Below are 13,036 nucleotides of genomic sequence, written 5' to 3' on the forward strand. Positions count from 1 at the left end.
AGGCTTCTTCTCTCACTTCGAAGGAATAGCTGTAAATACGCTTTTACCTATTTTTGCATCTTTGGAACTATTGGTAAACTTATACAACTGGCACAAAAATAAAAACCATACCAGAGCTGTCTTCAGCATTCTAGGGCCTGTAGCAGTGCTATTAACGCTTTATCCTCTTTGGCTATATGATTGAAGCACATACCTATTTTACTTTGGTATTTGCTTAATGGTCGTTATGTCGGTTTTGGATATCGTAAAACCAGTAAGGGAGCAAACATGCAACGTATGGCTAATTGCCGTCGTTGAAACGATTAACGGTCAATGTCTGCTTTTCGCTCAAAGCCGACCTATAGAATAATTGCTTTAACACGTTTTGGGGCAGAAACGAGTTAATCATGAATGACTGCTCATGGCACTTAGCCAAACTTCGGCAAAGAGCGAATAGCGGACATCAACGTTCACTTCAGCATTACCGAATACTGAACGGTTTTGAGCTAAAGTTTTTGCGCGGCACATGGAAAAGAACTGCGTAGAGTTTGGTGCCAGATGCAAGTCCATGCTAGGGATTTACTGCTGACTAAATAACTGATCCTAATTGTGATACACTTGCTTCAAGCCATGCTTGCCACCTGGGAACGGAGCCGCTGTGTCCATAAAGTGGTATACCTGCTCCAGTAAGTCATCCATGTTCTTACACTGATGGTTACGGGTTATCGTTTCATGCAACGCATGCCATAGCTTTTCAATTTTGTTGTGCCACGGGCTGTATACCGGTAAAAACAAGAGCTTGAACTTTGGGTTCTCATTCAGCCATTTCTGCGTTTTTTTGCTCTTATGGATGATGTAATTATCCACAATTAGCGTGATACTTTTCGCTCGCCGGTATTGCCCTTTCAGTTGCTCCAACAGCGCAATAAACAAATCACTGGTCTTGCGCTCACCACCAACATAACTGATTTGTCCTGTCTGGCTGTGCAGTGCCCCCGCCAGATAGTGTTTCTTATTCTGGCCGGGTGTAGCTACCTTACGCTGTTTACCTTTAAAGCCCCAGTCGGCACCAATCTTCGGATTCAGGTGGATATCCACCTCATCCTGATAAAACACCGGATGGTCCACGCTGCAATTTTCAAGTGCCTCCCGCATGGCTGCTAACTTAGCTTCTTTATCTGGGTCTTGGATATACAGCGTCGGTGCCGCACGACGCCAGACGATGCCGACTTGTGGCAACCACCGCCTGAGAGTTGAGCTATGAATAACGATACGGTAAAGCTTATGCAGTAGCAGTGCGAATAATTCACTACTCCAACGCGACCGCTGATAACCCAGTGTCCTCACCAACAGTTTTAAAACACCGCAGATAAAGCCTTTGGGCTGACTTGGTGGTCGCCCAGCACCCTTGGTTTTAAGGCCATCTATACCTGCTGCTTCATACCAGGTTACCCACCGGTTTACTGATGAACGGCCTGCTTGCAAAACACGGGCTACTTGCGACTTGGTTTCACCTTTTAGCACCAATAACACCGCATTTGCCCGGCGGCACAGGTCTTTATCTCGGGTTTTATGTACAATTTTCTTCAAGCGGCGGGTTTCTGCGCCGTATAAAAATGCTATTTTGTTCATACTCAATGCGGTTGTTGATTGGTTATGTTTGGCGACTGATCTGATCGCGCAAACCGCATTGAGTTCCCTTCCTCGGGTGATCTACTATTTGGAACAGCTATTTAGGATGCCAGCCCATACCTTTCTAATTCATATGTAACATTTTTTCTGTCGTACTGGCATCAAGATAACCAGAACTGAGCAAACAATCTCAAAGGTTGTACAAAATAACACTAAAGTTTTTTCATTAAGTTTTATTGTTATGCTCTTGTGGTGGCTTTCGCCACCACTTTATTAGTTTTCAAGTTCCACCATATCTTTCGCTGCAATGTCACCAGACACTAGCTTTACAGTTGCGAAATGATCATTCACAATTTTAGTAATTTGTACCGTTCCTACCTTTTCGATAGTGTAGGGATCTTCACCTTCACTCAATACTATTCTTTCATGGAATCTAATAACACTGTATTTTTGCCCAACCTCTGCGCCATGCTTAGCACCAATACAGATTAGAGTTCGATTATCAGAACTTTCTACTACCTGACCTCTCATCATGTATTTATGATAAAAAGTGGTATTGGAACAACCCACTAAATATAAACCGAATGTAAGCAATAAAAGAGCTTTTATATAGGGTGTTTTCATCACTGTTACCTCATTTGACTAACTAATTATCTATACACTTTTTTATGAATTCATTTGTTTTTCCGGCCAGCCCCCGAAGGTGCTTGATGACAACTCCAAGGCTTATGAACAGAGTTATCTTTGATGTTCCGATCAACAAATTTATAGTAACTTTCTTTAGTATGTGTCCACCAATCATCATGAACATCTGCGCCATACTTACGGATTACCTCCTCAATCCCATCAAGGCTTACGTTTGCGGCATCATAGGCAAGGTGTATTTCACCTTCTTTGATGTTGTAACTAACTTCATCTATACCAAAAAGCTGATCTATTTCTTTTACTAACTCGTCACAGCTTTCTTCTGTGACATTGCTAAGCTTTAGATTTCGAACAACTAAATTTTGCTCTCTAACGCCAACTCTATGATTTAAATCGCTCATAATTTTTCTCCTAATGTTTGTGTGAATGCTGTTGATTGCTATCTTTCATTTCTTCCATTTTGCGGTTCATCTGCGGCATCATGTTCCCCATCATTTCTAAATGATGTTCAGCCATCTTGATTTGTTGATGCATTGGCATTTCTTCCATGTTTTTATGCATGGATTGCATCATCTTCATCATTGAACGGTGATGTTCAACCATCATCTGCTGTTGCTTTTCAGGATCTTTTTCAGTTTTAATGACATGGACTTCCTTTTTCATTTCCATCATCTTTTTGTGCATTTCTCCCATGTTCTCATGTGGTATTGCCATGCCTTGATGCATATCAGCTTTGTTCGCACCTTCATGTTTATGCTCATTGTTTTGGGCAAATGAGCTAGTGGTTATCAGTAGTGAACTAATAAATAAAATTGATTTAGTTAACGTTTTCATGATTTTTACCTTCTACACTTTTATTAAAATTTGGGATCCAACTTGGTGTCGATTCCATATACCTGTGGTACTCCGAACCAAACTCAGCAATCGCTTGTGCTTCTTCGCGTTTCGCTAGCTCGACGTAAACAACGACTAAGATCGGAAACATCGCAAGTGTTGGGATTGTCGGCCACTGCAATAAAAAGCCGAACATGATTAGAATGAAAGCTACATACTGTGGGTGGCGACACCTTGCATACCATCCAGTTGTAGCCAATTGATGATGTTTTTGCGCGTGATGCAATACATTCCATGCTGAAGACAACATAAAGAAACCTGCAACAATAAACACCATACTCACTATATGAAATGGGTCCCAATGGGCATCACCTTGAAATCCAAAGAAAGTATGTAATAAATGCCCATTTTCATGCGCAAAGAAATTTACTTCTGGATAGGTCTCCGTCAGCCACCCCGACAGAAAATAGATAGTTAAAGGAAAGCCATACATTTCAGTAAATAGGACAACAATAAAGGCAGAGAACGCGCTTAGACTTCTCCAATCAGTTGATGTTTTTGGTTTGACAAAACTAAAGGCAAAAAAGATAAAAATTGCTGAGTTCAGTATCACCATCGACCATAAGCCATAATCATATGTTTCATTCATCACTGCTTTCCTTTTTATGTGATTCCTTACGTGCCTTTTCTAACCCTTGTATGTAGCCATCGTGATAGGCTGCATTTTTATCCGTGAGTTCTTGAAAGCTCTCTTCCTTTTTTTCATCAGGCGCATGTGAATGATCGTGACCATGTTTACCATGACTGCCATGCATAAATACGTGCATCAAGGGGCATAGCAATAAAATCAAGTAGGGAAGAAATTGCAGCATATGTTGACCATGCTCAAGCACTAAGAAGTAGGTCACTGCGGCAATAAGTGCCAGTGCAGCCCAGCCTGTAGGTGTTGACCAAAAATTAGGGTGTTGATTTTTCATATTGCCCTCCTAAACGACTTTTAAGACACCGCGATACATTTGCATCTGACAGTGAAACTCATGCTCTCCCGGTGATAAGTTCAATAGGGTAATTTGAGTAATTTCATTTAATTTAAGCTGTTCGCTTATATCCAATGAAGGAATAAGCATTGTTTCAGCGCAGGGGGATTGATCTTTGCGCATAAACTTCAGAGTGACAGGTTGGCTAGCAGACACCTGAATTGAGGATGGGGAATACACACCACCCCTCACTTCAATGAGTACTTCATTACCTTGAACGATTGTTTTATTGGGTTTATATAGCCAAAACCACCAAACAATCAGCGCGATTAACATTAAGCCTAATAAGTTAATAACCATCATTGTGATTCTCCTTAATGCTCTTTTGCTTTAAAAAAGCGAAGTCGATTTGCATTTGACACTACAGTCAATGACGAAAACGCCATTGCAGCACCTGCAATTACAGGGCTAAGCAGAATGCCAAAGAAGGGATATAGAACCCCCGCAGCAAAAGGAATCCCGGCTACGTTATAGACAAACGCGCCAAACAAGTTTTGTTTGATATTTCGTAAAGTAGCTTTGCTTACCGCTATGGCATCAGCAAGGCCATGAAGTGAACCACGCATTAGGGTAATGTCAGCACTTTCGATAGCTACATCAGTCCCTGTGCCTATGGCGAAGCCAACATCGGCTAACGCTAGCGCAGGAGCATCGTTGATGCCATCTCCTGTCATACCAACAATTTCGCCGCCTTCTTGTAGCTCTTTCACCTTGTTGGCTTTATCTTCTGGCAGCACTTCAGCAAGAAACTCACTAATACCCGCTTTTTTAGCTACGGCGGCAGCGGTTTCCTTGTTATCACCCGTTAACATGATGACGCGTATACCATTAGCCTGAAGCCGTTTGATAGCAGAGATTGAGTCTGACTTGATAGGATCTGCAACAGCAATGATTGCTGCAAGTTCACCATCTACAGCAAAGTACATAGGTGTTTTGGCTTCTTTGGCTAAAGACTGTGCTTGTTCAACAAAGCCTGTGAGGTCTACGCCTTTTAACTTCATTAGTTTATCGTTTCCGAAAAGCAGGGCTTTGTTGTTGCAGCTTGCTTCTACACCAAAACCCGTAATGGCGTTAAAGGCTTCAATTTTTAGTAACTCAATATCCTGATCTAACGCACTTTCAACAATCGCTTGCGCTAAAGGATGCTCTGAGCCGCTTTCTAAACTTGCTGCAAGCTGTAGTACGTCTTTTTCGTCAGTAGCTTTTGCTAAAATAATATCGGTTACCTTAGGTGCCCCTTCAGTAATAGTGCCCGTTTTATCTAAAATCATGGCAGTGATTTTAGAGGCGGTTTGCAGTGCCTCACCGTTGCGAATAAGCACTCCGGCTTCTGCTGCTTTTCCTACTCCCACCATGACAGACATGGGTGTTGCCAAGCCTAAAGCACACGGGCAGGCAATAATAAGCACAGTAGTTGCTGAAACGATGGCAAAAGCAATGGCTGGCTCAGGTCCAAAGTTAAGCCATGCTAGCGCACTTAACACAGAGATAATCATCACGACAGGTACGAAAAAAGCTGAAATAACATCGGCCAAACGGCCAATCGGCGGTTTTGAATTTTGTGCTCGTTTCACCATATTGATGATTTGTGCAAGCGCCGTGTCTTTACCAACGCGTGTGGCTCTAAATAAAATCATGCCTGATTTGTTCAAAGTACCTGCGACAACCTCATCTTCTTCAGCTTTTTCAGCAGGCATAGGTTCGCCTGTCAGCATGGACTCATCAATAGAGGTGTGTCCTTCCAATACCACGCCATCGACGGGAATTTTTTCACCCGGTTTTACCTTCACAATATCGTTAAATAAAACCTGCTCAATACCTATCTGAACTTCTTTGTTGTCACGAACCACGGTTGCTGTTTTGGCTTGCAAGCCGATAAGACGTTTAATGGCCTCAGAGGTTTTACCTCTGGCTTTGATTTCTAATGCTAAACCTAAATCAATTAAGCCAATGATCATGGCGGTAGCTTCAAAATAAACATGCCGTGCCATCAATGGAACAGCGTCAGGTGCAAACACGACAACCATCGAATACAACCAAGCTGTACTTGTTCCTAAAGCTATTAGAGTGTCCATATTAGCGGAGTGGTTTTTAAAGCTTTTCCAAGCGCCAACATAAAAATGCTTACCTGAAAAATACATAACACCAAAAGTTAAAATGCCTACAACCAGCCAAGACATGCGCTCAAGGTTTGTTTCAACCGTCATTTCTCCAACCACAATGCTGTAGATCATCAAAGGAACGCCGAGTGAAAGGGCAATAAACGTATCGCGCATTAGCTTTTTGTAATATGCAAAATCCGCAGCCTCTTTCTCATCAAGCGCATCTGTTGCTGAGCTATCATCAATTGGCTTCGCGTTATACCCCACTGACTCAACAGCTTTGATCAACTCTTTTGTTTTAGCTGTCCCATAAACTGTTACTGTCCTATCAGCAAAATTCATTTCCGCACTGACGACTCCAAGAGTTGCCTTCAACGCCCCTTCAATTTTGCCTACACAGCTAGCACACCCAGCACCTTCAATGATAAGCTGTTGGTTATGTGATACTTTCTCCAACGTATTCTCCTTACTTTTACACGAAGAGGATTGAGCTTTTGCCTGACAGCAACAGCCTGATTCAGTTTTTATATTTGTGTTAGTAGCCATCCTTTTTCCTCCTATGCTTTTTTAATTTGCTCAAAGTTTTCGATGAGATGACAAACCATGTTTGCAGTCGGTGCTTTGTCTTCCATTTCTTCCCATCGAGAAAGCGCAGAAGACATTTTTCCTCGAAGTGCCAACATTGCTTGAAACTGCTTTTCTGTTTCTTCAAGCCGCTCTTTGATCAGGCTTCTGACTAATGGGCACGCACTTTTACCATCTTCAGATTCATTAATAATTTCCTTGATATCTGCAACGGAAAAACCAAGGTTTCTGGCACTTAAAATGAATTTAAGTCTCGATACTTCTTTATTCGAGTATGACTTGTAGCCGTTCACTGACTTAGCAGGTTTTAACAATCCTAATCTGGTGTAATAGCGCACCGTATCAGCAGTCGTTCCAAGGCTTTTTGCCAGCTCCGCAACTTTCATATTCACTCCTCAGTTTTTTAGCTAAGTTTGTACTCTCATCTTCAGCTTAGACCTGTGTCTAAGACACAGGTCAAGTACTAATTCTAGTGAATAAGCTAAAAACTAATTTTTTGGTAAAAGAGAAATCTCGGTCAAAATCGACAGCATTAAGTACTGTAAATAGCAATAGTTTGAGCATGTTCATCATGCCTCCAAAAAATATTGTGCTAATTGTTCAAAACGGTTGGTAATTTAAACCAATCAGTAAATCGTTTTATTTTTGATGGGACTGGCGAAAAAAAGGCGCACTGATCCCGTGATTAGCCAATAATTGGTGGACGATAAAGTAAGAGATGGATACCAGATTTTGGTAGGGGTATACGCTGTAGAATTAGCTCAGAATGAATATTGCAAATACCTTCGTCTTGCGCTTCCACAAGATAGGCATTTAAATGAAAGCTTGTACAAAAACCGCCTTCACAACAAACACAATCACCAGCTTTACATTTTTCACAGTCTTCATCACCATGACGGTTTTTAGAATCTTGCGAATTTTCAGTGTGATAGTGACTATTGTCATTCATTGATTGATGATGCATATTTTTGCTTGGTTGTATAATATGCGTGTCGGAAGATCCATTTTGATGTTCTTCACAATTCATTGGTTTAGCAATAGCAAAGCCATGCTGCGTAAGCAACAGAGTAATTACCACTATTTTAAACCACTTGAAAAGTCCAAACATTTTAATTCCTTATTTATCACCTACAATATTAGCCACTTTATAAAAATAATTTTATGATCTTGATCAACCTTTGAACTAAAACCTAAACTTTTTACTTTTTACTTTTTACTTTTTACTTTTTTAAACAGCTTTAACTTCACAAGTATAAAAGGGGTGTCTAATTTATACTCATGAGATTGAAGCCAAGCATGAGCACCATTAAAAGAAATAAAAACCCTACGCTCATAACTAGGTATTGAGTAATGGATCATTTTTCCAATTGTTCAGCTTTAAGCGCAGTACTTTGCAACAATCGGTTCTATCCCGGGCACATCCAATTCCCGTTCATCAAAAGTGATAAAATGGCCTATTGTACGTCTTTCAATGGCGATGTTTTTTGCCTTGACTCTTTAACCTTAACCATTCGCCAACTTTACTTCTTAGCTGATATTCCACCTTGATAGGTATACACCAGACTGGCACCGATTGAAAACAAGAAGTAGCTTACTATTACTGCTCTTAGTTCTTTCCAAAAAAACTATTAGCTAGGCCTTTCCTAACATAACTAAAATGGTTTAAATCCCAAAAAACGAAAGCTACCATCAATATAGTTGCGGTAGCTCTCATCAAGTCAATATAGTATTTCTTCATATCAGAGCCAGAACTTGATACCTGCAACAAAAGCAGTATCACGAGTACTTTGCCCATTTAACTTCGCAAAGTCGGCTGTATTACCAAATTTATTTGTCCACTCAACGCCAACATAGGGAGCAAACTGGCGGGTAAACTCATAACGAACCCGAAAACCAATAGCACTGCTAGACAAGCCACTACCAAGGTTATTTTGGACGTCATCCTTACCGTAAAGCGTCAACTCTGCTCGTGGTTGAACAATTAACTTTTGAGTAAGTAATAGCTCATACTCAGCTTCGATCGAAAATGCACTATTACCTTGCTCTCCTAAATACGCAGTCATATCAATTTCAAACCAGTAGGGGGCTAGACCTTGTAAACCAAAAGCTAGCCATTTGCGGTTTTCACCTTCGTTATTGTAATCAAGTCGAATACCGACTTGTGTATCCCAATAAGCAGATATTGCGTGGCCCCATAGAAAATCTGTTTGGTTCTCCTCTAAATTACCTTCGCTAAAATCTCCTTCAGTTTTGATGACTAATCTATCAAAAGTAGTGCCATACCATGCCTGAAAGTCAAAAACACCTGCGTTTGTTTGCTCATTATATTCAAGACGATCCCCTAGTAGCGCGTAAAATGAATGCTCATCTGCCAAAGTCAGTCGTTTGTCGCTACTGAGTGCATAAGGGCCTTCAGTCAAAGTTGTACCTGCTGCATAAGCATGGGGGTCTCTAGCATCTTTAGGTGCATCTCCACCTTGTGCTTGCATTTTAGAATCACCCATCTCAGTCATCTCATCTTTTGCAGATACAGATACAGATACACTTATAAGGGGCAAACCTATTAATAATAGTCTTAACGTATTGGTTAGTATTAATTTTTTCATGATACAACTACCTCTCTAAACATACCTGCATCCATGTGGAATAATAAATGGCAATGCCATGCCCAGCGACCTACGTCATGAGGTGTTGTTAAAAAACTAATTCTTTGCGCTGGTTGTACAGGGATAGTATGGCGACGAACCTGTACATCACCTTTTTCATTCTCCAAATCGCTCCACATACCATGCAGGTGCATGGGATGTGTCATCATTGTATCGTTTTGTAAAATAACTCTTAAACGTTGATTATGCTTCATGTGAACTGGCGTGCTTTTTCCAAATTCCAAGCCATCAAATGACCAGCTATAACGCTCCATGTTTCCAGTTAAATGTAATTCAATTTCAGCCTCTGGCTCTTGCTGGTTTGTAATTCCCTCAAGAGAATGTAAATCTGCAAGTGTTAAAACACGGCGTCCATTTTTACGTAAACCTATACCGGGATCATCAAGGTTTGTTCTAGGCATATCAACACGCATATCAACAGAAGCTCCATACTCTGTTTTTGCATGACGCACTTTAGTGCTAGCAACAGCTAATGGGTTTTTAGTCATTCCATGTTTACTATGATCCATTGCCATCGCTCCATGACCCATTGCACTATGATCCATTTTATTAGAATTCATGCCCGACATACCTGCCGTATCAGCCATTGTAGAATGCACACTATCATGGGTCATATTGCCCATCATATCTGTCATCGTTAACCACTCAACGGGGTCTAAAGAAGGTACTGGTGCATCAACGTTAGGTGCCATTGATAAAGTACCTTTAGCATAACCTGAGCGATCCATGCTTTGTGCAAAAATCGTATATGCATCATTTTTTGGCTCGACAAGTACATCATAAGTTTCACCGGGACCAAATCTAAATTCATCTACTGTCACAGGTTCAACATTTTGTCCATCAGCTTGTACAACTGTTAACTTCAGCTCAGGTATTCTTACATCAAAAAACGTATTGCTAGAACCGTTAATAAATCTAAGCCTAACCTTTTCGCCAGCTTTAAACATTCCACGCCAGTTTGTCAAAGGCGCACAACCATTCATTAAAAAAGTCATTGCAGATGCTGATAAGTCTGCAAGATCTGTAGGGTTCATTCTCATTTTATTCCACATTTCCCGGCGTTGTAGCGCATTTGAAACGCTGCTATTTGAAATGTCATCAAAAAACTCTGGAACAGTAGGTTGATTAAAGTTAAATACATCGCCCTGTACTTTTAACTTGCGAAACAAATCCATTGGGTCATCATCAGTCCAATCAGACAATTGGATGACATGCTCATTGTCAGCACTAATAATATCCTTTTCTCTTGGCTCAATAATTAATGCGCCGTACATACCTGTCATTTCTTGAAAGCCACTGTGTGAGTGATACCAATATGTGCCGCTTTGTTGCAGCTTAAATTTATAAACAAAGGTTTCACCCGGCATTATACCTTTAAAGCTAATACCCGGTACGCCATCCATTTGATACGGAAGAATGATCCCATGCCAATGAATTGAACTCGGCACTGATAATTTATTAGTTACCCTGATAGTAACGTCATCACCTTCTCTGAGGCGCAAGGTAGGAGCTGGTATTGAGCCATTGATTGTTGTAGCCATTCTTACAACACCTGTGAAGTTTACGGGTGACTCATCTATCACTAAATCTATTACTTCTCCACTTAGTTCGGGCGCAGTACCTGTTGAAGTTCCAGCAATCAAAGATGAAGCTGCATGAAGAACACTTGGAAAAGCAGCTAATACACCGCCAGCAATTACACCTTGTACAAAGCGTCTACGTGGCGTAGAAACTTGATGTAATGGACTTTTAATTCTCATTTTGTACTCCGTTATTTAACCAATAAATTAATGTGACCAATGAATGTGCTTAATCTTCCATTCACCATTTTGTTTTTCCAGCACCATCGTTTCCATGCCTTGATAATCGCGTTCAACACCTTTATGAGTACCTGTAGTTTGACTACGCGACGCAGAGATAGCGGTATTTCCAAGTATCGTCACTTGATGTTCAAGTGTGTCGCTCTTCATCGCTGCTAAATACTTCATATCCGACAACATATGATGATGAGCATATTCATCAGCGCTCCTTTCAACGCGGCCTCCCTCGAAAATGGTGACATCATCCGCTAACTGCGCTCTAGCCTGTTTTTGATTGCCAGTTTCAAGTGCTTGATGAAATGCCAAAACAACTTTTGCGGCAGGGGTATCTATACCTTTAAACAAACCTTTGTCTTTGTTCTTATCACCATGAGCGTTTGCTGCGAAACTAAACGTCATTAATAAAACGAGTAATATATTTATTGTTTTCATTTTCATTCTCTCTTTTAGGTTTTAATTTGCAGGGCCAACAACACTAGTAAGCCCAGCCGTTACAGATAAAATGGCAAAAGCTACTACCATTTCTATCGAGATAGATTTAGATAAAGCCTCTCTGCCTTGACTATTTTTAAGTTGTGGAACGAGTATTAGTTTATGTTTAGCAGCAAGTGCCAAAATAGACACTACAAGGGCCAATTTAAACAACAGTGTTTGTCCGTAACTTGAGCTTATTAGTGCATCAAGACTTCCGACCAATTGAATCACGAGCCAGAGGCCTGCTACCAACAATAGGCTCAATGTAAAACTTGCTTGTTTGCCAAAGCTTTCCATCAGCAAATGAAGTTCTGCATAACTTAGCTGATGGCAAGCCTGTTTTAGTGGCAATAACGCCCCAAACCACCATGCCATAACGAGCACATGCAAAATAAGCAAGCCTTTTTCAATTGTGCCTAACTCAGAAATATGACCCAGTAACGTGAATGAGTATGCAAGGATTAATAAACTCAACATTAAAGCGCTTTGTTTTAAGTACGAGTTCACAGCGAGTTTGAACCTTAAAGCTAAAGCGATTATTGCGGTAACTAGCCCAAGCGCTCGAAGCAAAGCTCCAGTGCCGACAGATGAGTCCCACATAATAGCCAATATATCAGCGTCTATCGCCCCCTGAATTCCCTCTTCTGCCATTGCACCAGTACTGGCAAAGAACCAAGTAATATTAGCGATCAAAGCCATAGCTATATAAGTTCTTGTCCACGTTAAATTCGCTATTACAGTATTAGTATGAGATTCATTATTCTCAAATATTTGCCTGAAAAATGTATAACCAGCAATACAGGCAAAGCCGACGTAAAATACAATTTTTGACAGTACAATGACTGTATTCCAGATATACATTTCCATATCAATCACACCGCCTATTTTAGTGAACCATAAAGCCGAAGCTATGTTTCATTTTATGACCATCGTTACCTAAGAAGGTTACATCCACAGCATAGTTTGCAGGAGCTAATTTAGGTAGTTTCCATGTAAATTTGCTAGTAGCGACTTTAGAAGGCTCGAATCCAAATTTAAATTCTTCGCCTTGTTTATTGGCCAATGAAACTTTTACAACACGTACCTCTTTGGTGAACACCAAAGTTAACTCTTCTGGAGGATTCATTAGCATTGCATTATCAGCAGGCACACTTTTTTCAAGATGCACATGCGCAAATACCGCACTACTAAAAACGACACTGATTACGGTTAAAAATTTAATTAGTTTTTTCATATTTACCTCTATTTTAGTTTATTGAAAT

Annotated in this window: 15 protein-coding genes and 1 pseudogene; 1 reads left to right on the forward strand and 15 read right to left on the reverse strand. The window is 40.6% G+C overall.

Annotated features, from left to right (window positions below; all coding sequences use genetic code 11):
• Positions 1 to 184 (forward strand): annotated as a pseudogene (locus N523_RS19650) (organomercurial transporter MerC); the annotation flags it as partial.
• A 398-nt stretch (positions 185 to 582) separates the two neighbouring features.
• Here N523_RS19650 and N523_RS0109925 read toward each other — a convergent pair.
• The 15 genes from N523_RS0109925 to N523_RS0110000 form a co-directional block, all read right to left on the reverse strand.
• Positions 583 to 1,611 (reverse strand): IS630 family transposase, encoded by a 1,029-nt coding sequence (locus tag N523_RS0109925; RefSeq protein ID WP_004589647.1) that lies wholly within the window; start codon positions 1,609 to 1,611, stop codon positions 583 to 585.
• Between the two features lie 273 nt (positions 1,612 to 1,884).
• Complete coding sequence (locus N523_RS0109930) at positions 1,885 to 2,235, reverse strand: hypothetical protein (protein WP_004589646.1); 351 nt, start codon at positions 2,233 to 2,235, stop codon at positions 1,885 to 1,887.
• Between the two features lie 50 nt (positions 2,236 to 2,285).
• Positions 2,286 to 2,657 (reverse strand): hypothetical protein, encoded by a 372-nt coding sequence (locus tag N523_RS0109935; RefSeq protein ID WP_028834964.1) that lies wholly within the window; start codon positions 2,655 to 2,657, stop codon positions 2,286 to 2,288.
• 10 nt (positions 2,658 to 2,667) lie between these two features.
• Entirely contained in the window at positions 2,668 to 3,090 is a 423-nt protein-coding gene (locus tag N523_RS0109940) for a hypothetical protein (protein WP_004589270.1), read from the reverse strand.
• Positions 3,074 to 3,739, reverse strand: coding sequence for a methyltransferase family protein (locus tag N523_RS0109945; protein WP_028834965.1), 666 nt, complete (start codon positions 3,737 to 3,739; stop codon positions 3,074 to 3,076). The genes N523_RS0109940 and N523_RS0109945 overlap by 17 nt, the downstream gene beginning before the upstream one ends.
• Positions 3,732 to 4,067 carry a DUF2933 domain-containing protein gene (locus N523_RS0109950; RefSeq protein WP_016899208.1) on the reverse strand — a complete coding sequence of 112 codons (336 nt, stop codon included), beginning with the start codon at positions 4,065 to 4,067 and terminating at the stop codon, positions 3,732 to 3,734. The genes N523_RS0109945 and N523_RS0109950 overlap by 8 nt, the downstream gene beginning before the upstream one ends.
• 9 nt (positions 4,068 to 4,076) lie before the next feature.
• Positions 4,077 to 4,430, reverse strand: a complete 354-nt coding sequence (locus N523_RS0109955) for a cupredoxin domain-containing protein (protein WP_028834966.1) — start codon at positions 4,428 to 4,430, stop codon at positions 4,077 to 4,079.
• An 11-nt stretch (positions 4,431 to 4,441) separates the two neighbouring features.
• Positions 4,442 to 6,685, reverse strand: a complete 2,244-nt coding sequence (locus N523_RS0109960) for a heavy metal translocating P-type ATPase (RefSeq protein ID WP_028834967.1) — start codon at positions 6,683 to 6,685, stop codon at positions 4,442 to 4,444.
• Positions 6,686 to 6,786: 101 nt separating this feature from the next.
• Positions 6,787 to 7,200 (reverse strand): MerR family transcriptional regulator, encoded by a 414-nt coding sequence (locus N523_RS0109965; RefSeq protein WP_008467855.1) that lies wholly within the window; start codon positions 7,198 to 7,200, stop codon positions 6,787 to 6,789.
• 299 nt (positions 7,201 to 7,499) lie between these two features.
• Positions 7,500 to 7,922 carry a hypothetical protein gene (locus N523_RS0109970; RefSeq protein WP_010558026.1) on the reverse strand — a complete coding sequence of 141 codons (423 nt, stop codon included), beginning with the start codon at positions 7,920 to 7,922 and terminating at the stop codon, positions 7,500 to 7,502.
• A gap of 631 nt (positions 7,923 to 8,553) precedes the next feature.
• On the reverse strand, positions 8,554 to 9,420 hold the full coding sequence (locus tag N523_RS0109980; protein WP_028834968.1) for a copper resistance protein B: 867 nt from the start codon (positions 9,418 to 9,420) through the stop codon (positions 8,554 to 8,556).
• Positions 9,417 to 11,240 (reverse strand): copper resistance system multicopper oxidase, encoded by a 1,824-nt coding sequence (locus N523_RS0109985; protein WP_010558029.1) that lies wholly within the window; start codon positions 11,238 to 11,240, stop codon positions 9,417 to 9,419. The genes N523_RS0109980 and N523_RS0109985 overlap by 4 nt, the downstream gene beginning before the upstream one ends.
• A gap of 27 nt (positions 11,241 to 11,267) precedes the next feature.
• Positions 11,268 to 11,738, reverse strand: a complete 471-nt coding sequence (locus N523_RS0109990; RefSeq protein ID WP_008467847.1) for a YybH family protein — start codon at positions 11,736 to 11,738, stop codon at positions 11,268 to 11,270.
• 15 nt (positions 11,739 to 11,753) lie between these two features.
• Positions 11,754 to 12,641 carry a copper resistance D family protein gene (locus N523_RS0109995; RefSeq protein WP_028834969.1) on the reverse strand — a complete coding sequence of 296 codons (888 nt, stop codon included), beginning with the start codon at positions 12,639 to 12,641 and terminating at the stop codon, positions 11,754 to 11,756.
• 19 nt (positions 12,642 to 12,660) lie between these two features.
• Complete coding sequence (locus tag N523_RS0110000) at positions 12,661 to 13,008, reverse strand: copper resistance CopC family protein (RefSeq protein WP_010558032.1); 348 nt, start codon at positions 13,006 to 13,008, stop codon at positions 12,661 to 12,663.
• Positions 13,009 to 13,036: the final 28 nt, after the last annotated feature.

This window comes from Pseudoalteromonas sp. 23_GOM-1509m (genome assembly GCF_000518425.1).
In the GTDB taxonomy this organism is placed as follows: domain Bacteria; phylum Pseudomonadota; class Gammaproteobacteria; order Enterobacterales; family Alteromonadaceae; genus Pseudoalteromonas; species Pseudoalteromonas tetraodonis.